Source organism: Virgibacillus chiguensis (assembly GCF_900129865.1).
In the GTDB taxonomy this organism is placed as follows: Bacteria; Bacillota; Bacilli; order Bacillales; family Amphibacillaceae; genus Virgibacillus; species Virgibacillus chiguensis.
In genome coordinates this window covers 175,664-197,470 of the sequence record NZ_FQXD01000001.1, presented here as the reverse complement: position 1 = coordinate 197,470, position 21,807 = coordinate 175,664, and the positions used below count along the sequence as shown (strand labels likewise).

The 21,807-nt window shown below is 35.2% G+C and carries 23 protein-coding genes; 18 read left to right on the top strand and 5 right to left on the bottom strand.

The features are described from left to right. The first annotated feature begins 14 nt into the window (after positions 1-14). A complete protein-coding gene (locus BUB45_RS01030; RefSeq protein ID WP_073004304.1) occupies positions 15-992 on the top strand; it encodes an aromatic acid exporter family protein in 978 nt (325 codons plus the stop codon). Positions 993-1,219: 227 nt separating this feature from the next. On the opposite strand, the gene prli42 is transcribed toward BUB45_RS01030, so the two are convergent. After that, a complete protein-coding gene (prli42, locus tag BUB45_RS19485; protein WP_116277013.1) occupies positions 1,220-1,327 on the bottom strand; it encodes a stressosome-associated protein Prli42 in 108 nt (35 codons plus the stop codon). A gap of 422 nt (positions 1,328-1,749) precedes the next feature. Between prli42 and mce the strand changes: the two genes are divergently transcribed. The 5 genes from mce (at position 1,750) to BUB45_RS01005 (ending at position 6,030) form a co-directional block, all read left to right on the top strand. Continuing rightward, the gene (gene mce / locus BUB45_RS01025; RefSeq protein ID WP_073004302.1) at positions 1,750-2,190 is read left to right on the top strand and encodes a methylmalonyl-CoA epimerase; all 441 of its coding nucleotides are present in this window, start codon (positions 1,750-1,752) and stop codon (positions 2,188-2,190) included. After that, complete coding sequence (locus BUB45_RS20345) at positions 2,156-2,401, top strand: carboxyl transferase domain-containing protein (RefSeq protein WP_244527636.1); 246 nt, start codon at positions 2,156-2,158, stop codon at positions 2,399-2,401. Before mce ends, BUB45_RS20345 begins: the two co-directional genes overlap by 35 nt. A gap of 735 nt (positions 2,402-3,136) precedes the next feature. Beyond that, positions 3,137-4,258 (top strand): M20/M25/M40 family metallo-hydrolase, encoded by a 1,122-nt coding sequence (locus tag BUB45_RS01015; protein WP_073004299.1) that lies wholly within the window; start codon positions 3,137-3,139, stop codon positions 4,256-4,258. 74 nt (positions 4,259-4,332) lie between these two features. Then, entirely contained in the window at positions 4,333-5,592 is a 1,260-nt protein-coding gene (locus BUB45_RS01010; protein WP_073004297.1) for a DNA polymerase IV, read from the top strand. 123 nt (positions 5,593-5,715) lie between these two features. Beyond that, complete coding sequence (locus tag BUB45_RS01005; protein ID WP_116277017.1) at positions 5,716-6,030, top strand: hypothetical protein; 315 nt, start codon at positions 5,716-5,718, stop codon at positions 6,028-6,030. A gap of 168 nt (positions 6,031-6,198) precedes the next feature. On the opposite strand, the gene BUB45_RS01000 is transcribed toward BUB45_RS01005, so the two are convergent. The 3 genes from BUB45_RS01000 to BUB45_RS00990 all read right to left on the bottom strand — a co-directional run bounded on the left by BUB45_RS01000 (position 6,199) and on the right by BUB45_RS00990 (position 9,531). Further along, positions 6,199-7,509 (bottom strand): aldehyde dehydrogenase, encoded by a 1,311-nt coding sequence (locus BUB45_RS01000; protein WP_425303951.1) that lies wholly within the window; start codon positions 7,507-7,509, stop codon positions 6,199-6,201. 73 nt (positions 7,510-7,582) lie between these two features. Beyond that, on the bottom strand, positions 7,583-8,500 hold the full coding sequence (rnz, locus tag BUB45_RS00995) for a ribonuclease Z (protein WP_073004292.1): 918 nt from the start codon (positions 8,498-8,500) through the stop codon (positions 7,583-7,585). Positions 8,501-8,793: 293 nt separating this feature from the next. Further along, entirely contained in the window at positions 8,794-9,531 is a 738-nt protein-coding gene (locus tag BUB45_RS00990) for a glycerophosphodiester phosphodiesterase (protein ID WP_073004290.1), read from the bottom strand. Positions 9,532-10,179: 648 nt separating this feature from the next. Between BUB45_RS00990 and BUB45_RS00985 the strand changes: the two genes are divergently transcribed. From BUB45_RS00985 to BUB45_RS00975, 3 genes are read left to right on the top strand one after another with little or no spacing between them, the layout of a single operon-like run. Next, the gene (locus BUB45_RS00985) at positions 10,180-11,163 is read left to right on the top strand and encodes an MBL fold metallo-hydrolase (RefSeq protein WP_073004288.1); all 984 of its coding nucleotides are present in this window, start codon (positions 10,180-10,182) and stop codon (positions 11,161-11,163) included. Beyond that, positions 11,156-11,938, top strand: coding sequence for an SDR family NAD(P)-dependent oxidoreductase (locus BUB45_RS00980; protein ID WP_425303946.1), 783 nt, complete (start codon positions 11,156-11,158; stop codon positions 11,936-11,938). Before BUB45_RS00985 ends, BUB45_RS00980 begins: the two co-directional genes overlap by 8 nt. A 13-nt stretch (positions 11,939-11,951) precedes the next feature. Further along, positions 11,952-12,281, top strand: coding sequence for an iron-sulfur cluster biosynthesis family protein (locus BUB45_RS00975; protein ID WP_073004285.1), 330 nt, complete (start codon positions 11,952-11,954; stop codon positions 12,279-12,281). Positions 12,282-12,495: 214 nt separating this feature from the next. Here the strand turns inward: BUB45_RS00975 and BUB45_RS00970 are convergent, their stop codons facing one another. Next, on the bottom strand, positions 12,496-13,407 hold the full coding sequence (locus BUB45_RS00970) for an aldo/keto reductase (protein ID WP_073004283.1): 912 nt from the start codon (positions 13,405-13,407) through the stop codon (positions 12,496-12,498). Positions 13,408-13,604: 197 nt separating this feature from the next. On the opposite strand from BUB45_RS00970, the gene BUB45_RS00965 reads away from it, so the two are divergent. From BUB45_RS00965 to BUB45_RS00925, 9 genes are all read left to right on the top strand, one after another. Further along, positions 13,605-14,150, top strand: coding sequence for an NUDIX hydrolase (locus tag BUB45_RS00965; protein WP_073004282.1), 546 nt, complete (start codon positions 13,605-13,607; stop codon positions 14,148-14,150). Then, positions 14,151-15,314: an endonuclease Q family protein gene (locus BUB45_RS00960; RefSeq protein WP_073004280.1), complete on the top strand. Its 1,164-nt coding sequence runs from the start codon at positions 14,151-14,153 to the stop codon at positions 15,312-15,314. 211 nt (positions 15,315-15,525) lie between these two features. Next, positions 15,526-16,161: a stage II sporulation protein M gene (gene spoIIM / locus BUB45_RS00955; RefSeq protein WP_073004278.1), complete on the top strand. Its 636-nt coding sequence runs from the start codon at positions 15,526-15,528 to the stop codon at positions 16,159-16,161. A gap of 112 nt (positions 16,162-16,273) precedes the next feature. Further along, on the top strand, positions 16,274-16,732 hold the full coding sequence (gene fur / locus BUB45_RS00950) for a ferric iron uptake transcriptional regulator (RefSeq protein WP_073004277.1): 459 nt from the start codon (positions 16,274-16,276) through the stop codon (positions 16,730-16,732). Between the two features lie 399 nt (positions 16,733-17,131). Next, the gene (locus tag BUB45_RS00945) at positions 17,132-17,338 is read left to right on the top strand and encodes a DUF4227 family protein (RefSeq protein ID WP_073004275.1); all 207 of its coding nucleotides are present in this window, start codon (positions 17,132-17,134) and stop codon (positions 17,336-17,338) included. A 4-nt stretch (positions 17,339-17,342) separates the two neighbouring features. After that, positions 17,343-18,233 (top strand): site-specific tyrosine recombinase XerD, encoded by an 891-nt coding sequence (gene xerD / locus BUB45_RS00940; RefSeq protein ID WP_073004273.1) that lies wholly within the window; start codon positions 17,343-17,345, stop codon positions 18,231-18,233. Positions 18,234-18,326: 93 nt separating this feature from the next. Next, positions 18,327-19,508 carry a phosphopentomutase gene (gene deoB, locus BUB45_RS00935; RefSeq protein ID WP_073004271.1) on the top strand — a complete coding sequence of 394 codons (1,182 nt, stop codon included), beginning with the start codon at positions 18,327-18,329 and terminating at the stop codon, positions 19,506-19,508. 15 nt (positions 19,509-19,523) lie between these two features. After that, positions 19,524-20,354 carry a purine-nucleoside phosphorylase gene (locus tag BUB45_RS00930; RefSeq protein WP_073004270.1) on the top strand — a complete coding sequence of 277 codons (831 nt, stop codon included), beginning with the start codon at positions 19,524-19,526 and terminating at the stop codon, positions 20,352-20,354. 5 nt (positions 20,355-20,359) lie between these two features. After that, a complete protein-coding gene (locus BUB45_RS00925) occupies positions 20,360-21,667 on the top strand; it encodes a pyrimidine-nucleoside phosphorylase (protein WP_073004267.1) in 1,308 nt (435 codons plus the stop codon). The last annotated feature ends 140 nt before the right edge of the window (positions 21,668-21,807 follow it).

Here is a 21,807-nt window from a genome sequence, read left to right as displayed (position 1 = left end):
AAGGAGAATGACGTTTGAAAATTGGGTATCGAACAATCAAAACAGCAATCGGAACTCCAATTGCTATATGGGTTGCACAATTATTAGGTGTAACAAACTTTGTTTCCGCTGGTATTTTAACCATTTTATGTATTCAACCATCAAGAAAACAATCCTTCTTAAGTGCATGGAACAGATTCTTGGCTTGTATCATTGCATCTGTTTTTTCCATCATTTTCTTTTATTTTATTGGTTATCACCCATTAGTTCTTGGACTATTGTTATTGGTTTTTATTCCGGTAACTGTGATTTTTAATATTACGCAAGGTATAGCTACCAGCTCTGTTATCATTTTAAATTTATATGGAGCAAATTATTTAGATATAAACTTTCTAGTGGATCAATTTCTATTAATTGTTATTGGAATTGGAACTGGGCTCGTAATGAATCTATATATGCCAAGTTTAGACCGGAAATTAAAGGAGAAACAACAAGACTTAGAGGAAAATTTTCAATTTGTTTTATATGAAATTGCTCTCTATGTACGTAATAAAAATATTGATTGGGATGGAAAAGAAATTAAGAGAATCGGAGAAATTTTGGACGAGACAAGTGATTTAGTCGAACGGGATAAGGAAAATCATCTATTACGAAGCAAACATATTTATCGAGACTATTTCAAAATGCGCACACGTCAATTTGAATTATTACAAAGGATGCTACCATTAGTTACAAAGCTACCAAAAAAGGACACCATTTCGGAAAAGATAGCTGATTTTTTTGAGGATCTGTCAAAGGCTGTTCATCCTGGAAACACAGCCATTATCTATCTAGAACGATTAGAAAATCTACGTAAAGAGTTTGATGAGGAAGAACTTCCTTGTTCCAAAGAGGAATTCGAGACAAGGGCAAACCTCTTTCGTTTGTTGCATGATATTGAAGATTACTTAATTGTGAAGATGAAATATAAAGAAAGTGATGTTGTTAAAAAAAAGAAGCAACTGGAAACGTAAGTTTAATAGCAGCAAGCGTTATAACATCGTTTCAATTTTCTGATTTTAATATCTTACAGAAAGCATTAACGAATGTTCATACTTAATGGCTAAACGATATTTTGAATGTCTTATGGGCAATTCCTTATTAGATTTAGTCTCTATTTTTAGCTAAGTAAGGAAGAAATATAATGAAAAGTAACAAAGAGCTCCTTTACAAGGAGTCTTTGTATATTCATAGTAAAAACTTATATAAACATCATAAGACCTGTTGTTATAGTGGAGAGAAGCATTGCTATAATCATAATATAGACAACAATTTTTGTTCTGCGTTGACGCTTAGATTGTCGCGACATTTGTGATCCTCCTTACAATTTGAAATTCTATTTATAATGAACATAAGGTTTCGTAAGATTTCCACTACAAAACTTTCAATATTTCTAAACCATACAGTGGATTTAAGTAAATCCATTGAACAATGGAAACAAACTTATTTACTATAATAGATGTCCATAATATATTTTCATGTTTATTTACTTTATTTTACCTTGAAATAGATGTTTGGACAAGTATTGTAAAGTATTTTTCTACAAAATGTCATACGGAAAATTTTATCCCTGCTTTCTAAAAGTAAACCTTTTTGAGTATTCTAGGAAACAGTCAAAATTACAGTAACTCTAAAATTTGATTTTCCTATAGTGAAATAAAAAACGTGGTCTGTATAAGTAAAATGATAAATATGCATGATATAGAAACGCAAAATTAGAGGAGGAAGATCATGTCTGAATATTTATCTAAGCCAAAACAAATTGCGCATATTGGCATTGCTGTACGTTCAATTAACAATGTATTGCCTTTTTATACACAAATACTAGGATTACAAGTTACAAGGCGTGAATTATTAGAAAGGGAGCTCGTTTCCATTGCCTTTTTACCTATTGGAGAAAGCTATTTAGAATTGATGGAACCATTGAGTCAAAAGTCTACTATTTTTCAGTTCATTGAGAGATATGGTGAAGGCGTTCATCATGTGGCATTGGGAGTTAACCAACTATCTAAGCGTATACAAAAATGCAAAGAGCGCCACATTCCTTTAGTGGATGATTACCCAAGGAAGGGAGCATGGGATAACTACGTCGCATTTATACACCCTAAAGCAGCAAATGGTGTTTTGTTTGAATTTTGTGAAGGGTGGACAACCACAAATGGATATGTATGATAAGTTGAACGAGTTGTATGAAAAGCGACGCCAAATGAAATTAGGAGGTGGAAAACAACGAATAAATCAACAACATGCAAAAGGAAAACTAACAGCCTGTGAACGTATTGCTTATTTGTTGGAGGCAGAATCATTTGTTGAATTTTATCCGTTCATAAAACAACGTGTGACATCTATGCAGAATGAAGAAAGCGCATATGTGACGAAGTAGTAACAGGTTATGGTAAAATAAAAGAGAACCTGTTTACATTTATGCACAAGATTTTACTGTAATGGGTGGAACACTTGGGGAGATACATGGTGAAAAATTGTTGACCTGCATATTTATCTAGCCAGAATAATTGCCCAATCCTTGGTTTAATTGAATCAGGGGAGAGCGCATTCAAGAAGGTGTAGCTGCCGATAAAGCTCCTCGATTTATTCGTTTTTGTGATGCATTCTAAATTCTGCTTGTGACATTGGTAGATGTAACTGGCTTTTTTTCCTAAAGTAAAACAAGAGCATGGTGGTATTAGACATGGGGAAAAATTATCATAGTTATCCCGAAGCGACAGTACGCAAAATTACTGTTATTATACGGAAAACTTATGGGGAGTGCATATATTGCTTTAAATAATAAATCTATTGGTATGCATGACCAAATGCTGAAATAGCAGTGATTGGTGAAGAAGGTGCGATGTCTATCTATCTTATATGCTAAGAAATTGGCACAAAGTAATGCCCCACTGCCACTTTAGAACGAAAAAATCTCTACATACAAAAAGATTTGTGACACCTTATGAAGTGGCAGAAGTATTTTTAGTACAAGATGTGATTGATTCATTCATGAGAAACCCGAAGTAAATTTATTCAAGCTTTGGAGATACTAAACATAAGTAACAGTCATCTCCAGTTAAAAACCATGGGAATACCCACTATGAAGAGACAAATAAAAAGGATGATTTAAATGGTGAATGAGAAGCGTTTAATTGAAGAATTTTTAGAACTTGTACAAACTGATTCCGAAACAGGCAACGAAGGAAAAATTGCATCTGTTTTAAAAAGTAAATTTGAAGCATTAGGTATTGAAGTCTTGGAAGATGATAGCAAATCTAGGACAGGTCATGGTGCCGGAAACCTAATCTGTAATTGGAGAGGGGATATTGCTAACGCGGAGACCATTTACTTTACATCTCATATGGATACGGTTGTACCGGGTAAAAACATTAAACCAGTCATCAAAGAAGGATGGATTACTTCAGATGGCACAACTATTTTAGGTGCGGATGATAAAGCTGGATTGGCTGCGATTCTTGAAACAGTTCGCGTCTTTAATGAACAAAAAATAAGTCATGGTGACATTCAATTTATAATAACAGTTGGCGAAGAATCTGGATTAGTAGGAGCAAAAGCTTTAAATACCTCTTTATTACAAGCAAATTATGGTTATGCATTAGACAGTAACGGTAATGTGGGAGATATTATAGTTGCTGCACCAACGCAAGCGAAGCTCCATGCAACTATAAAAGGTAAAACAGCTCATGCGGGTGTAGCACCAGAAAAAGGGATATCTGCAATTACGTTAGCGGCAAAAGCAATTGCTAAAATGCCTTTAGGAAGAATTGATGAGGAAACAACTGCAAACATTGGTCGTTTTGAAGGTGGAAAACAAACAAATATTGTAGCAGACCATGTAAAAATTTTAGCAGAGGCAAGATCTCTCGTTCCAGAAAAGATGGAAGCGCAAGTTCAGAAAATGGTAGAAGCTTTTGAACAAACGGCAAAAGAACTTGGTGGAGATGCAGAAGTTATTGTTAAAGTGATGTACCCTGGATTTAAACAAGAACCTGGAGATAAAGTGGTAGAGGTAGCTAGGAAAGCTGCTCAAACGCTTGGATTGGAAAGTCAATTACTTCAAAGTGGTGGAGGCAGCGATGCCAACGTCATTTCAGGGTATGGTATACCAACAGTTAATTTAGCTGTCGGATATGAGGAAATTCATACGACGAATGAACGGATGAAAATAGAAGACTTGGTGAAAGTTACAGAACTCGTGACAGCAATTATTCAGGAAGTAGCTAAAAATTAAAGTGAACTCCCCTCTAAGTACTATTCTTGGAGGGGATAATAGTATAGTATTTACTTCATAAGGGAGTAATCGAAATGAATAATGGTGCCGAGAAACAAAGAAGAATTATTTTCCATGTCGATATGAATAGCTTTTATGCTTCCGTGGAGATGGCTTATGATCCCAGCCTTAAAGGAAAGCCGTTAGCTATTGCTGGTAATCCTGAGGAAAGAAAAGGGATCGTGGTAACAAGTAGTTATGAAGCTCGAGCCAAAGGAGTTAAAACAACAATGAACGTATGGCAAGCAAAAAAATTATGTCCGGATTTGCTTGTGATGCGACCTAATTTCTCACGCTATCGAGCAGCTTCTAAGGCGTTATTTAAAATATTTTCTGAGTATACTACTCTCGTACAGCCTGTATCTATTGATGAAGGTTTTATGGATGTTACAGAAATTGCAAAAGATGTCCACGCTGTTGATCTAGCCCAAGAAATACAACAACGAATATTAAGGGAGCTTGATTTACCAAGTAGTATTGGTATTGCGCCTAATAAATTTCTAGCTAAAATGGCTTCAAATATGAAAAAGCCTTTAGGTTTAACCGTGCTAAGAAAGCGCGAATTACCTACTAAATTGTGGCCGATGCCAGTTGGAGAAATGTATGGGGTTGGTGAAAAAACTGCTACCAAGTTAAATAAAGCAGGCATTTATACTATTGGAGATTTAGCAAAAAAGGATGTATATCATTTAAAACAATTCCTTGGAATAAATGGTGAGCGATTACAAAACAGGGCAAATGGTGTAGATAACCGCCCTATTGATCCAAATGCAATATATGCTTTTAAAAGTATCGGTAACTCTAAAACGCTTCCTTTTGACACTACGGATGATGAAGAAATATATACTTTACTAAAAGAATTAGCTAATAAAGTAGAACAGAGAATGAAACGAAAAAAAACCGTAGGAAAGAGTGTACAATTAACAATTCGCTATCACGATCGCCGCACGATTACTCGTAGTAAAAAGCTACGGTATTATGTACATCGTGCAAAAGATATTTTAACAGAGATATATGACCTGTTACAAAAACATTGGAATATGGAACCTATTCGTTTGCTAGGAATAACAGTAGCTGACTTAGAAGAAGGGCAACAAATTGCAAAACAGTTGGATTTATTTACGTATCAAAATGAGGCGGAAAAAGAAAAATTATACGAGGCAATTGATCATTTGACCAGTAAATACGGTGAAAATCCGTTTATTCATGTAGAAGATATGGACTCCGTAAATGCACAGCAACCAACAACAAGCTTTCAAAAAGATTTTCTAGACGATTATAAAAACGACAGATAGCCACATTAAAAAAAGATCCATACCTCCTCTTTTTAAATGTAATTGCGATAAAAGCATATTATATAAGGAAAAGAGCGTTTGATTATCTTAATTGAATTTAAAATTCGAGAGGGGAGAGGAAAAGTGAATAAAAAATGGAGCGTGTTGACCTATTTTACACTTTCCGTTATCGGGCTTATGCTGATTTACTTTATAGGCTCTTATTTTTTACTACATACTAGTTCATATTCATCTGCGAAAGCGGTAGACAAATACGTCAAAAACAATGACTATTATATTTCGGTTGAAATAGAAGAGAATCAAATCATAGATATAATAATAGAAAGCAAATCAACATGGGATTTAATAAAGGTGAATGCAAATTATCAAATCACTTACTCTTGGTATGGTAATGAAGTTCCTATATTGCAGGATATTAATATTGTAAACCTCTATTAGTTCACGATAATAACATTATGTAAACTAAATAGGGAGAAAATCATTCAGGGGAGGAGAAGCACCTCTCCTGAATACAAGTTCACTACACTCATTCAATCGCTCACAAATAGACCTGAGGATTGTTGGAGTGTTTATTCATTTGCTCAATGAAAATCTAATTTTATAGGCTTATTTCATGATTTTTTTCAAAATGCTATCGGATATTTTTCCGCCTGGATAGCGAAACGGTACATCAAATTTTGTTGATTGTTTCATAATGCTTTTTTTATGAGAAAATGTATCAAAGCTGAACTTACCGTGATAAGCTCCTATTCCGCTCTCACCAACTCCGCCAAAAGGAAGATGTGGATTCGCCAAATGTAGAACGGTATCATTAATACTACCACCACCAAAAGATAAGTATTGCATGATTTGCTGCTGTGTCTGCCCATTTTCTCCAAAATAATATAAAGCTAATGGTTTTTCTTGTTTACGTATGACGCTCACTGCCTCTTCAATTTCTTTAAACGTTAATATAGGCAAAATAGGGCCAAAGATCTCTTCTTGCATCACAGAATCTTCCCAAGTGATTTTATCTAGAAGGGTTGGTTCTATTTTTAACGTTAGTGGATCCGTCGCACCACCGTGTAAAATGGAACCGTTAGTAAGGAATTTAGATAGGCGATTAAAATGTTTTTCATTAATTATTCGGATGTAGTCTTTATTGTTTAATGGGGTCCGTCCATAGAAACTGCGAATATATTTTTTCATGGATTTAATTAATTTAAATTTTACTTTCTCATGTACATATAAATAATCAGGAGCTACACAAGTTTGTCCTGCGTTGGTAAATTTTCCCCATGCAATTCTTTTAGCTGCTAGGTTAATATTTGCGTCTTTATCAACAATGACAGGGCTTTTACCACCAAGTTCTAATGTAACAGGTGTTAGATGGTTACTCGCTTCCTTCATTATAATTCTACCGATAGCGGTACTTCCTGTGAAAAAAATGTAATCAAAGCGTTGTTGCAATAATTCTTGAGCAGTCTCTTTTTCACCTTCTACAACCGCTAAGAAAGAAGGGTCAAAATAATTATCAATCATCTTTCTTAATAGTGCTGATGTTGCTTTTGCTTCTTCTGAAGGCTTGATGATGACGCAATTCCCTGCGGCTAAAGCACCGATTGCAGGAGCCAGAGCTAGTTGTAATGGATAATTCCAAGGTGAAATTACTAAACAAACACCAAATGGCTCCTTTAATATATAATTTTTTGTACCTTTATGGGTAATTGGTGCAGCTACTTTAATTGGTTCCATCCAATTTTGTAATTGTTTTAGAGTATGATCAATCTCCATATATAAAAAGCCCAACTCAGTTGTTAATGTTTCATGTTTGGATTTATTTAAGTCTGCTTTTAATGCTTGATAGATACTTGCTTCATTTTCCTTTAACATTGATTTTACTTTTTGTAATTGTTGCTTACGAACGCTATAATCCATCGTGTTTCCATTTAAAAAAAATGTACGTTGATCAGCAACAAGCTGTGGAATGTCTATCAATGAAAGCCCTCCTTTATGTAATGGTAAACTTTGAAAAATCATTAGCTAATTCTGTATTAGGAAAAATCTCTCGGGCTTCCTGTAACAGTTGTTCGCTTTCTTTTTGTTGATACCTTGACGAAATATGTGTAATAATTAGACGTTTACAATTGCTTTCCGTGGCTAATTGAGCAGCTTGTAACGTTGTTGAATGATAGTAACGGTGGGCTAGGTTTTGCTTATCTTTGCCAAATGTCGCTTCATGAATAAGTAAATCTGCATAATTAGCAAGCTTTCTGTGAAGCTTAGAAAACCTCGTATCACCGATTACAGAAATAATCCTTCCTCGTTTTGGTTTACCAACCACATCCTTACGATAAATAGTTCCAATATCAGGTACAGTTACGTACTCATTTTCTTTAATTTCCTTATAGATCGGACCTGGTTCAATACCCATTTCCTTTAGTTTGTGAACAAGTAACTCACCTGGCTTATCCCTTTCAACAACTCGATAACCAAAGCATGGTATGCCATGATCTAATGACTGAACATATATTTGAAAATGCTCTGTTTCAATAATCATTTGATCGGTTACTTCTACGAATGATAACGGATAGGACAAGTGTGTCTCACTCAAGGTTAGATTTGTTTCTATATATTGTTTCAGACCTTTTGGACCATAGACAGTTACAGGATTGTTTCCTCCTTGAAAAGAACGGCTACTTAAAAAACCTGGTAAACCATAAATGTGATCGCCATGCATATGCGTAATAAATATCTTATTAACTTTCCGTGGCTTGATATTCGTTTGCAAGATCTGGTGTTGTGTTGCTTCTCCACAATCAAACAACCAAACACTATTCTGTTCTTGTAGTAATGATAACGCGATAGCAGAAACATTTCTTTCTTTGGAAGGAACACCAGCTCCAGTACCTAGAAAAACTACTTCCATTATTATTCCTCCATATTCCTTAAATGACCCACTATAGCTATTATACTGCATTTATAATAGCTTTTGTTTAGAATAGCATTTTTTTCTTCATCATGCAGTAGGAAAAAATATCAAGATATTTTTTAAAGCTACCCGACTTGAATGAGAACTGAGTGGAAAGTTAATACCTTGTCTCTTCTGTATTAACAGTAAATTAATTTGTATGCGTATTCAAGGTATTTGGATTGTATAGCAATTATACACTCGTTGTTATATTTACGAGCTTTTGAAGCGTCGTTTCCAACTATAAAGGATTAACGATTGTACAACAAATTACGATAGTAGAATGCCAGATCAGGTACGTCTGTAAACATTCCGTCCACACCATATTGAATAGATCGAATAATGTGGGCCGGGCGGTTTACAGTATAAAGTCTTAGTTTTACGTTTTGTTCATAAGCGGAGGCTACGATTTTTGGTGTGATCAACTTATATTTTAGGTGTAATGCACTAGCACCTAATTCCTTTGCAACATGTATAGGATAGCGATATCGCCGCGATGTTAATAACGCTATTTCAATGTTTTTTCTATAATTTAACAGTTTAACCACGCTATTAGGATTGAAAGTCGATATAGTTGTTCTATTCGTTAGTTGATAAGCAGAAATATACTCATAAACGATGGCCTCTATATGATGGTATGCCACTTTATTATTTTTTAGTTCAATATTTAAATACAAAGGCTTATGCTTCGCCCATGTTAAAAAGTCTTCTAAAGTTGGAATAGGAGTATGGGCATAATTAGGCGAAAACCAACTACCTGCGTCTAGCTGACATAGTTCATGGTAAGTATAATCTTTAATATAACCGCTGCTGTTCGTTGTTCTTTTTACATTCTCGTCATGAATAAGAACTGGCACTTGGTCTTTTGTTAATTGAACATCTGTTTCAATTCCATCCGCTTGCATTTGATATGCTAATTCAAAGGCTGGCATCGTATTTTCGGGAGCATAATAACTTGCCCCTCGATGAGCATATAGGGTTGGTTTCACTCCGTTTCACCTCGAAATGCACGTACTAAAATATTTTTACATTTGAATAAGGATTATTCAATGCTTTTAGTAACATGCTGCCATTATTTTACTTCCTCATTACCTTATACGTTTATGTTTAACAGAAAATATATGATAGGTGTAATACTATGATAAAGTTTCTGACGTAATAGGGTCAAATGTGATTGTTTATTAATAGTTACTTAACGTATGCAACTAGTTACATTTCATTTTAGAAATGGTAGAGTTACCGTATAAGCAATACTACACCTTTCCGCATATAGACTTCGTGATAAGCTTAGTTTTTCCTAATAAAATGAATGGTACAGAACAATAGCTTATGTGGAGAGAAGTGTTTATGTGAATAATCAAAGTATCATTAACGAGTATGTAAAATTTGTCTTTTTTTATTGAACATGTCGCCTAACAGTGCATTAGATACAACATAAAAAAATCGACAAAGAAGTAGAAAGGAAGTACAATATATGAAGTAAACACCTTATATTTGTTAGTATCGCATTGGTATCACCTAGTCACTTTTGAATGAGTTCAGAATGGAGGTGCCGTTTTTCTTTTTGAAGAGAAAGACTTATGGCATCTTAATATTTGAAATAAAAATGAATGGCGATTCAGTTGGAGGAATCAAATATGAAAGTAATTGAACAAACAATTAGTCAGCTAACATTGCCTACTCCTTTTGCGGTCGGTGATGTGCATGTATACGTTTTAAAAGGAGATATTTTATCTATTGTGGATGCTGGTGTGAAAACGAGACAGGCATGGGAAGCATTGACAACGCAATTAAAGCAAATAGGTTATCGACCATCAGATATAGAGCAGATTATTTTGACCCATCATCATCCTGATCATATCGGTTTAACAGAACAGTTTCCAAATGCACAATATATTGCCGCTGAGCCAAGTGTGAACACTTGGCTCACAAGAGATCAGGAATATTTGGAACATTATAGGCGTTTTTTTGAACAATACTTCGTGGCTAGTGGCATCCCTAAAATATTTTATCAGGCTTTGGATAAGCTTGAAGCAACCATGGATTTTGCAGGGAGAGGAGAAGTTACGACACCGCTAGTAGAAGGTGATCGATTACCTGGACATCCAGAATGGGAAGTAATTGAAACGAAAGGGCATGCGCAAAGCCATCTGTCTTTTTTGCGTGACCGTGATCACCTTTTAATTGGCGGGGATCATCTTTTGGAACATATCTCGTCCAATCCAATAATAGAGCCACCGAAAATAGGCAAAACAATAGAAGATAGACCAAAGCCGATGATACAATATCGGAAGAATTTGCAAAAATGCGTTGATATAAACGTGAACAAAGTGTTACCTGGTCACGGCAAGATCGTAGAGAAGCCACAACAGTTGATTCTCTCACGTTTAACAAAGCAGGAGGAAAGAGCAAATATAGTTTATGAATTTTTACAGCAAAGCGTAATGTTAACGCCATTTGAAATTTGTAAAAAGTTATTCCCATACCAATATAAAAAACAAATTGACCTAACTATGTCAGAAACGTTCGGACAATTAGATTATCTAGAATCTTTAAAACAAATCATAAAAAGAAAAAAGGACGGAATCATCGTTTATGAAGCGAACTTCATTAGTGAATAAAAAAATAATTATTACAGGTGCATCAAGCGGCATTGGAGAGAAAGTGGCATGGTATGTTGCTAAGGAGAGAGGTATTCCTATAATATTAGCTCGCTCACGAGATAAATTGGAGCATTTAAAAGCGGATATTCTTTACTCATTCCATATTGATAGTCCTATTTATATTGTTGATTTGTTAAACAAGCAGGAGACAAAAAAGGTAATAAATGAAATCATAGAAAACCACGATCCAGTGCATGGTCTCATTAATAATGCTGGTATAGGAATGTTTGCAGAATTGAGTGCAATGAATGACGGTGATATCGAGTCTATGATCCAATTAAATGTAACTTCTTTAATTGGTATAACCAAGCAGCTGTTGCCATATTTTCAAAAACAATCCTTAGCACATATCGTTAATATAGCATCTCAAGCAGGGAAAATAGCCACTCCAAAAGCTTGCGTATATGCAGCGACCAAACATGCAGTACTTGGCTTTACAAATGGACTGCGCCTGGAGTTGACTGCAAGTAGTAATATTTATGTGACAGCAGTAAATTTAGGGCCTGTGAAAACGAATTTTCTTCATACAGCTGATCCAACAGGTAGGTATGAGAAAAATGTTGCGCGTTACATGTTGGATCCAGATGATGTAGCAAAAAAAATTGTACAACAATTATTTATTCCAAAAAGAGAGATAAATTTGCCATTTTGGATGGAAATTGGCAGCCGAATCTATCAATTGTTTCCAGCAATATGCGAAAAGCTATTTAAAAGCCAATTCATGAAAAAATAAAGGGGGAATTCCAATGGAACTAAAAATTACGAGTAAAGCTTGGGAAGAGCTACAAGGATTACCGCTAGAATATTATCCGTATTTATTTTTGTGGTATGATACGGAGGGGTGCGGCTGTGGGGTAAACGGCATACCAACAATTTGTTTAACAAAACAATTGCCATCAAACTATAAGCGGGTATTAAATATGCAAATACCGACTTATATTCAAGAACAACAAGAAATATTTTTTGCAGAACAATTAATTTTGGATTACAACCAAGGTTTATTTCGTCTAAACAGTCCTGAGGAGATTTTGAATCCTTTTATTTCTAGACAACAATTAATTTCTCTCATAGAATAAATATTCATCGTTGAGTGTCCAAAGAAGAGATCGTTCAAGTAAGAATTTACTAAAAAACAGCCGCGTTTAATAATTATTTGCACAAGTTTGCACGCACTATGCATCACTGACAATCAACCTGAATGTATGTTCTCTCAAAATGCATCCGCTGCTATTTTTTTACATACCAACAGTTAGCAATTTTGAGAGTGTATTAAGGAAAACTTAAAAAATTCTAACGGTGTGCCTCGTAAACAAGAGCTTTGGTTATTACTTTTAATTTTTCATAGATCTGTTCGGGTAAAGAATGCGTAATATTTTTTGTAACTGATTCTTTTATTTGGTCAATAGAACTTGCGCCAAATACCGCACTAGCAACAGCTGGATGTTTCAAGACATATTGAAATGCAAGCTCACTTATTTTCGCTGGGTTATTGATAGAAGTAAGTTGTTCATAAGTTTGATGAAGTTCTTCTTTTGAATATCCAAGTAAACCATTTTTCCCTTTTTTATCAATCTGATGAATCCCATGTTCAGTTAAAATTCCTTTTGCTAAAGGGCCTCTTGCTAAAACGCTAATTTGATTTCGCAGTAAAAGGTCAAGTATTTCTTCTTCAGGTCTTCGGTCGAACAAACTATATTGCATCATAACACCGTCTATAGAAGATTTTTTTACAAATTCTTTGATAACATTAGGTCGTATCGAGGATATGCCATAAGCTCGAATGAGTCCTTCCTGTTTTAGTTCTTCAAAGGCTTCAATAGTTTCGTCAATTGGGTCTTCAATGGTGCCACCATGTAGCATATAAAAGTCAATATAATCTGTTTGTAGGCGTTGAAGGCTTGCTTTTAGACCATTGAGGATATGTTTCTTAGAAGGGTCCCAAAACCAAGTTTGTTTTACTTTATCAAAATGATTGCCTACTTTTGAAGTAATAATTACTTGATCTCTCTTCTGTTTGATCGCTTCTCCAACAATTTTTTCATTCTCTCCAAAATCATATAGATCAGCTGTGTCTAAATGATTAATACCGTTATCAAGCGCATAGTCAATAATATTCTTCGCTCTTTGTAAATCTGTACCTACTGACATGCAGCCTAATGTTAATTCTGAAATGTAAATAGATGATTTTCCAAGTTGGTTCATTTTCCATCTCCTTTCTTTTTTACCACTTACTATTAAATTTATAATTAGGTATGTTTTATAAATCAGCAGTGTAGCTATTGAACGTTATAATCGTCCCTAGTAACTCTATTTTATCTACTCATAACCGTGAAAACAAACCATACGTATGATTTTGTGATAAAATAAGGAAAAACGAATTCATAACAAGGGTGATATTAATGAACAAATTTGAAGAGAAAACGATACGTTCCAAGCAAATATTTACAGGAAACATCGTACATTTACAAGTAGATGATGTAAAACTTCCAAATGGTAAAGAGACGAAAAGAGAGATTATTAAACACCCAGGTGCAGTAGGGATCATTCCTATAACGAAAGAAAATAAGATTGTACTAGTGGAACAATTCCGAAAGCCTTTAGAAAAATCTATTTTAGAAATTCCTGCTGGCAAGCTGGAAACAGGTGAAGATCCGGAGACCACAGCAATTCGTGAATTAGAAGAAGAGACAGGATATACGACGAAAGAATTATCATTTGTAACTTCGTTTTATTCTTCGCCTGGGTTTGCGAATGAATTAATGCATATATATATTACGGACCAATTGGATCCGTTAGACGAAAGCGTTGACGGGGATGAGGATGAGTTTATTGAAATCGTTGAATTATCATTAGAAGAAGCAAAACAATACGTGGAAGCAGAACGAATTCATGATGCAAAAACAAATTATGCTATTCTCTATTTACACGCATTAGGTTTGAGCTAAATGCTATCTTCGTATACGGCTGACTTACACATCCATATTGGTCGAGACATGTATTTTGCCCCTGTTAAAATAACGGCTTCTAACCGTCTGACATTAACGGCGATTTTAAGAGAAGCAAGTATAAATAAAGGAATTGATATGATAGGCGTAGTAGATTGTCAAGCGCCTGCTGTGTTACGGGAGTTGAAACAGTTGATAATTCAAGGGGAAGCTAAAGAGTTACAAGAAGGTGGTATTCGATTTGATTCCGTTACGCTTCTATTAGGATCAGAAATTGAGGTGAATGATGCCAAGGGGCAAGGGCCGATACATGTCCTTTGCTATTTTCCCCAAATCCACCAAATGGAGATATTTTCTGAATGGCTTAGTCTACGGATGAAGAATATTTCTTTAAGCTCGCAACGTTTTTATGGATCTGCTAAAGAATTACAATGGAAAGTAAAAGATTTACAAGGTGTGTTTATTCCCGCGCACATATTTACTCCCTTTAAAAGTTTATATGGTAAGGGTGTTTTACGATCTTTATCAGAAATACTATCACCAGATTTAATTGATGGAATGGAGCTAGGTCTAAGTGCTGATACGCAGATGGCCGATCAGATAGAGGAACTGCATTCTTTTACGTATCTAACTAACTCTGATGCACATTCTTTAGGAAAGATCGCCCGTGAGTATCAACATATGCAAATGAAACATCCTTCATTTAAAGAGTTTCAGTTCGTATTAGCGAACAAAAATGGCAGGAAAATACAAAATAATTACGGAATGAATCCCAAATTAGGTAAATACTATAGAACGGTATGCAGTCAATGCTTAACTTATTTAACGGTAGAAAAATCGGTTTGCCCTAACTGTCATTCTAAAAAACATGTGAAAGGTGTAGCAGACCGAATTGCAGATTTAAAGGACGCGGATGAACTTTGTAGCTCGCGACCGGACTATACGTATCAAGTTCCATTAGAATACTTGCCGGGTATAGGGAAGAGAACATATGAAAAACTTTTGAAAAGCTTTGGAACAGAGATGCATATTATACATCAAACTACTAGGGAGAAGCTTGCTCTAGTAGTATCAGAACAAATAGCACAAGCTATTATTGATATGAGAAATGGGGAATTACATGTTCAAGAGGGAGGTGGAGGGAAATACGGTTTTATTAAGTGAACTTGCTAATAGAATCGATAAACCTTCACGCTGCCAATAAGATATCTTCTGTAATATAACACGATGTCAACTATCTCTTATTAAGTTATTACAAATAGGGAAATGCATTTGTAAATGTATAGTTTTTGATAGAAAGTTAATAGAAACATGGTATTTTTGCTTGGTTACCTTCATAGATTTTAATATAGCAGTTTTTGAATGGAGGATTCCAATGCAGAAAAATAAAACGCTTCTCATTAATCACGTCAAAGAACATGCAACAATCTATTTATTTATGGTCATTCTATTTTTAACTGGTGTTATATTTGGAGCAATCCTCGTTAATAGTATGAATTTTGTTCAGAAACAAGATTTATTTTTCTATTTAGAACGATTTTTCAAACAGATAACCGATAATGAACAAGCGAATTACGATGAAATTTTCAAAAATAGCTTTTTTTATCATATTAAGTATTTATTGCTTTTATTTGTGTTAGGGTTATCTGTAATCGGTTTGCCATTAGTTTGGATCCTAATTTTTCTTAAAGGTTTGGTAATCGGATTCTCTGTTGGTTTTATGGTTAATCAGCTAGGATTGAATGGTTTGTTGATCGCTACTTTATCCATCGCTCCACAAAACTTTCTTATTATACCTGTATATATTGTAGCAGGTAGCTTGGCAATGATTTTTTCTTTAACATTGTTGAGTAAATTATTTACTAATAAAATAGCACAACCAGTTTTTCAACCTTTTGGAAGATACGTCATATTATTTTCATTGTTGGCTCTTTTTGCTAGTGTTGCTGCTCTTTTAGAAACATTTATTGCAAATGAAGCAATGCAATGGGTTGTTCGGTCATTTTACTAATAATCCATCTTATCTTATAATTATTATAAATATAATGTAATATGATTTTGCTTTGACACAATTTTCATCCACGCATATAATAAAGATGGGATATGAGGGAGGTAATAGCCCAATGGAACATCGAATTGACCGGATTAAAAAACAACTCCATGCCCAAAGTTACAAGTTAACACCACAGCGCGAAGCTACTGTCCGTGTTTTATTGGAAAGGGAAGAAGACCATTTAAGTGCGGAAGATGTTTACTTATTAGTAAAAGAAAAAGCCCCAGAAATAGGTTTGGCAACTGTATATCGTACATTAGAATTATTATCGGAATTAAAAATTGTTGATAAAATAAATTTTGGTGATGGTGTTTCTCGTTACGATTTACGAAAAGAAGGTGCAAAACATTCGCATCACCACCTCGTTTGTTCTGAATGTGGTGCAGTTGAGGAAATTGAAGAAGATTTACTTGAAGAGGTTGAAAAAATAGTTCAAAATGAATGGGGATTTCAAGTAAAGGATCACCGACTCACATTCCATGGTGTTTGTAAGCAATGCCAAGCTGTAACAGTAAGTGCTTCTAGTTAATTTTCATGCTACTATACTAGAAGCACGTATTTTTACTAAATTGTTTTATTTAAATTGTATTTGGATAATGGAACCTAGAAAATTTGTATTCGCTAATCGGATAGGAAACGAACTAAAAAAATAATAACTTACATATGGAAAATCATTTACAAATAGCGATAAAAGCTGTACATTAAAGATAAGACTCTTTGCTAGTTTTTTATTTTAACTCTTCAAGTGACGGCCATACCTTATTAGGTTAAGAGTTTCCATGTTAGTACAGAAGCCAAGTACGATGGCACGAACTGCTATGGTTAAGTTTGGAAACTATTGCTATATGAAGTTTTACTTTAATACGTATATTGCCCCTCTATTTCTGCATATCTTTTTTATAAAGATATTTTTAGAGGAGCAAAATGTATGAGAACAATTCTAATGGATATTGTAAAAGTGTTTTTTTTGTTTGTTGCGTTCACCTTATTATTTTACTATGGTTTACGTGTCATGCATGCTGAATATGAGCACTTTCATCGCTACACCCCACCTGAAGGACCTGCTGTGAAAGTGTATTCAGAAGAGCATAGTTTTTTTGAACGCATTCATTTATTTTTCCGTTTAGGGGAGTAAAATTATGTTACATGATAGTGCAAAAGATTTTTTTCAGTATCTGCGCATTGAGCGGGGGTTGTCAGATAATACACTTACATCCTACCAAAGAGATATTAAACATTATATTCAATACTTAAAAACGATTGTAGGAAGAAATGATTGGGAAAAAGTTACACGAACAGATATGACCAAGTTTTTATACAGCTTGAAGGATAATAATAAGTCCTCAGCTACGATATCTCGTCATATTTCTTCACTGCGAGCGTTTCATCAATTTTTAGTTCGTGAGCGAATTGTGACTCATGATGCAAGTTTGCATATTGAAACACCAAAGAAAGAGCGCAAACTACCAGATGTTTTGTCTGTCAAAGAAATGGATGCGCTTTTAAACATCCCAGGGACAAGCCCATTACAAGTAAGAAATAAAGCTATGTTTGAACTTCTCTACGCAACAGGATTACGTGTAACTGAAATGATTACTTTAAGAGTTTCTGACTTACATCTAACCATGGGATTTGTGCAGTGTGTAGGCAAAGGGTCGAAAGAACGTATTGTTCCATTAGGTAATACAGCTATCCATGCAGTGGAGAACTATTTGCAACAGGGAAGAAAGAAGTTATTGAAACGTCAACCGACGGATACTCTATTTGTAAATCAACATGGTAAGCCATTGTCACGACAAGGATTTTGGAAAATTTTAAAGAAAAGAGCGTTGGAAGCCGGTATAAACAAAACGATTACACCCCATACATTACGGCACTCTTTTGCTACGCATTTATTAGAAAATGGGGCAGATTTACGACTGGTTCAAGAAATGCTTGGACATGTGGATATTTCCACAACACAAATATATACACATGTAACAAAAACTAGGCTAAAGGATGTTTATACAAGTTATCATCCCAGAGCTTAATTTCTACTGAGTTGTCTGACATCCTACAACATGGAACGTAAACATAGTTTCTCTTAATTTCGGGAACATAACTAATAGAAGGAGGGAACATCATTGCAAAAATTTAAACGTATTTTTCTTGTAGTAATGGATTCTGTAGGTATTGGAGAAGCGCCAGACGCTGAAAAATTTAATGATAAGGGGGCTGATACTTTAGGACATATTGCAGCACATCGGAATGGACTTCATATGCCGTATATGGGGAGCTTAGGTTTAAGTAATATTAGAGAAATTCAAGGAATTGAGAAAGCGGATTCTCCAAAAGCACATTATACAAAAATGAAAGAAGCTTCGAATGGGAAAGATACGATGACAGGTCATTGGGAAATAATGGGGCTTCATATTGAACAGCCGTTTCGCACTTTTCCAGAGGGCTTTCCAGCTGAACTTATTCAAGAATTGGAAAAACAAACGGGTCGTAAAGTAATTGGAAATAAACCAGCGTCTGGTACGAAAATTATTGAAGAACTTGGCGAAGAACATATGGAATCGGGTGCGTTAATTGTATATACTTCCGCAGATTCTGTTTTGCAGATCGCTGCACATGAAGAAATCATTCCAATTGATGAACAGTATCGTATTTGTGAGATAGCACGAAAGCTAACATTAGATGAAAAGTATATGGTTGGCCGTGTGATAGCTAGACCGTTTATTGGTAAACCAGGTGCCTTTGAACGAACTGCAAATCGCCATGACTATGCTTTAAAGCCGTTTGGTAGAACAGTTATGAATGAATTAAAGGATAATCAATACGATGTCATTGCTTTAGGAAAAATCTCTGATATTTATGATGGGGAAGGGGTTACGGTAGCAGTACGTACAAAAGATAATGATGACGGAATGACAAAATTAGTCGAATCTATGGAAGAAGACTTTAATGGAATCAGCTTTTTGAATTTAGTTGACTTCGATGCGAAGTACGGACATCGTCGTGACCCTGACGGTTATGCTGAAGCTTTGGAAGCTTATGATGATCGACTCCCAGAAGTACTAGAGAAACTACGGGATAATGATTTATTAATTATAACCGCTGATCACGGTAATGATCCAACTCACCATGGTACAGATCACACTAGAGAGTTTGTTCCACTACTTGTTTATCATAATGGTATACAAGAAGGGGAAGAGTTACCAATACGTGAAACTTTTGCTGATATTGGTGCAACCATTGCTGAAAATTTTGAAGTTTCAATGCCAAAACATGGAACAAGCTTCTTAAATAGCATTAAAAAATAGTAGGGGGAATCGCGTATGAATCCAGAAGCAATAAAGCAAGCAAGCACGTTTATACAACAAAAAATACAACATCAACCTAAAATAGGTTTAATTCTAGGATCAGGGTTAGGCGTGTTAGCGGATGAAATTGAAGATGCAGTAGTTATTCCATATAACGAAATACCACATTTTCCAGTATCAACGGTATCAGGTCATAAAGGGCAATTAGTCTCAGGATTATTAAAAGGAAAACCAGTTATTGCCATGCAAGGACGGTTTCATTATTATGAAGGATATCCAATGCAACAAGTTACTTTTCCTGTTCGTGTTTTTAAAGAGCTTGAAATGGAGACTCTTCTTGTTACCAATGCGGCTGGTGGCGTAAATGAACAATTTCGCCCTGGAGATCTTATGCTTATTACAGATCATATCAATAACATGGGAGCCAATCCATTAATTGGTAAGAATGATAATCAATTAGGAGTAAGATTTCCCGATATGTCGGAAGTGTACAGTAAAAAATTAATTGCACATGCTGAATCTTGCGCTAAGGACATTGGTTTACCAATTCAAAAAGGGGTGTATGTTGGCAATACAGGCCCTTCATATGAAACGCCTGCTGAAGTTCGTATGCTTCGAACGTTAGGTGGCGATGCTGTTGGGATGTCAACGGTTCCTGAAGTTATTGTTGCAGCGCATGCTGGTATGGATGTCCTTGGTATTTCTTGCATTTCAAATATGGCAGCAGGTATTCTTGATCAGCCATTAACCCATGATGAAGTAATTGAAACTACAGAACGAGTGAAAGAATCATTTCTGCAATTTGTTAAGCAAGTAATTGTAAAAATTCCGGAAAGGTTAGGTTGATAAATATGCGTATGTATGACATTATTGAAAAAAAACGAGACAATCAAGCGTTAACAAAAGACGAAATTCAATTTTTTATTCAAGGTTATACGAATGGAGAAATTCCTGATTATCAAGTTAGTGCTCTATTAATGGCAATTTATTTTCAAGATATGAATGATCAAGAACGTGCTGAGTTGACCCAAGCTATGGTCGAATCTGGGGATCAGATTGATTTATCTGCTATTCAAGGAATAAAAGTAGATAAGCATTCCACTGGAGGTGTTGGTGATACAACAACGTTAATTCTTGCACCACTCGTTGCTTCTGTAGGTGTACCGGTAGCTAAAATGAGTGGAAGAGGACTAGGTCATACAGGTGGTACAATTGATAAATTGGAGTCTGTGCCGGGCTTTCATGTTGAAATATCCAATGATGAATTTATAGACTTAGTTAATAAAAACAAAGTAGCAGTCGTAGGTCAGTCAGGCAATCTTACTCCAGCTGATAAGAAAATTTATGGTTTGAGAGATGTTACGGCAACAGTAAATTCAATACCGCTGATTGCTAGTTCTATTATGAGTAAAAAGATTGCTTCAGGTGCAGATGCTATCGTTCTTGATGTGAAAACGGGCGCTGGGGCTTTTATGAAAGAGTTAGAAGATGCTAAGGAACTTGCAACGGCTATGGTTACAATAGGAAATAAAGTAGGAAGAAATACGATGGCGGTTATTTCTGATATGAGTCAACCACTGGGTCAAGCAATTGGAAACGCCTTAGAAGTAAAAGAAGCAATTGAAACATTGCAAGGAAAAGGGCCAGAAGATTTAACGGAGCTTTGCTTAACATTAGGAAGCCAAATGGTTGTTTTGGCAGAGCAAGCTGATACAATTGATGAGGCGCGCAAGAAATTAGAAGCGAACCTGCATAATGGAAAGGCATTACAGCAATTTAAGATTTTTCTTGAATCTCAAGGTGGAAATGCTTCTGTAGTCGATCATCCGGAAACTTTACCCCAAGCATCTTATAAAATAGAACTGCCTGCTAAAAGTTCCGGAAAAATCTCTGAAATCATAGCTGATGACATTGGAACGGCAGCGATGATGCTAGGTGCTGGCAGAGCAACGAAAGATGCAGTAATTGACTTAGCGGTTGGTCTTGTTTTAAATAAGAAGATTGGAGACAGTGTGCAAGAAGGAGAATCTTTACTTACAATCTATGCAAATACAGAAGAAATTAACGATGTTAAAGAGAAGCTTTACAATAGTATTACTATTTCCACAAATGAAATAAAAGCACCAACATTAATTCATGGTATGATTACAGAATCATAAAAATAGGTTTTTTTACCTTAACTGGTTTGAATTGAAGCCTATATGCAAGAGTACGATTTTGCAATCATGATTTTTAGTCTCTAGAGAACGAAAAGCTTTCGTTTATTTCTAGATATAAAACAGGTGAAATTTTCTACATC

Coding starts and splice junctions, on each gene's coding strand:
- prli42 (WP_116277013.1), bottom strand. CDS start 1,327: ATGTCGCGACAATCTAAGCGTCAACGCAGAACAAAAATTGTTGTCTAT.
- mce (WP_073004302.1), top strand. CDS start 1,750: ATGTCTGAATATTTATCTAAGCCAAAACAAATTGCGCATATTGGCATT.
- BUB45_RS01015 (WP_073004299.1), top strand. CDS start 3,137: ATGGTGAATGAGAAGCGTTTAATTGAAGAATTTTTAGAACTTGTACAA.
- BUB45_RS01010 (WP_073004297.1), top strand. CDS start 4,333: ATGAATAATGGTGCCGAGAAACAAAGAAGAATTATTTTCCATGTCGAT.
- BUB45_RS01000 (WP_425303951.1), bottom strand. CDS start 7,509: ATGGATTATAGCGTTCGTAAGCAACAATTACAAAAAGTAAAATCAATG.
- rnz (WP_073004292.1), bottom strand. CDS start 8,500: ATGGAAGTAGTTTTTCTAGGTACTGGAGCTGGTGTTCCTTCCAAAGAA.
- BUB45_RS00985 (WP_073004288.1), top strand. CDS start 10,180: ATGAAAGTAATTGAACAAACAATTAGTCAGCTAACATTGCCTACTCCT.
- BUB45_RS00975 (WP_073004285.1), top strand. CDS start 11,952: ATGGAACTAAAAATTACGAGTAAAGCTTGGGAAGAGCTACAAGGATTA.
- BUB45_RS00970 (WP_073004283.1), bottom strand. CDS start 13,407: ATGAACCAACTTGGAAAATCATCTATTTACATTTCAGAATTAACATTA.
- BUB45_RS00965 (WP_073004282.1), top strand. CDS start 13,605: ATGAACAAATTTGAAGAGAAAACGATACGTTCCAAGCAAATATTTACA.
- BUB45_RS00960 (WP_073004280.1), top strand. CDS start 14,151: ATGCTATCTTCGTATACGGCTGACTTACACATCCATATTGGTCGAGAC.
- spoIIM (WP_073004278.1), top strand. CDS start 15,526: ATGCAGAAAAATAAAACGCTTCTCATTAATCACGTCAAAGAACATGCA.
- fur (WP_073004277.1), top strand. CDS start 16,274: ATGGAACATCGAATTGACCGGATTAAAAAACAACTCCATGCCCAAAGT.
- BUB45_RS00945 (WP_073004275.1), top strand. CDS start 17,132: ATGAGAACAATTCTAATGGATATTGTAAAAGTGTTTTTTTTGTTTGTT.
- xerD (WP_073004273.1), top strand. CDS start 17,343: ATGTTACATGATAGTGCAAAAGATTTTTTTCAGTATCTGCGCATTGAG.
- BUB45_RS00930 (WP_073004270.1), top strand. CDS start 19,524: ATGAATCCAGAAGCAATAAAGCAAGCAAGCACGTTTATACAACAAAAA.
- BUB45_RS00925 (WP_073004267.1), top strand. CDS start 20,360: ATGCGTATGTATGACATTATTGAAAAAAAACGAGACAATCAAGCGTTA.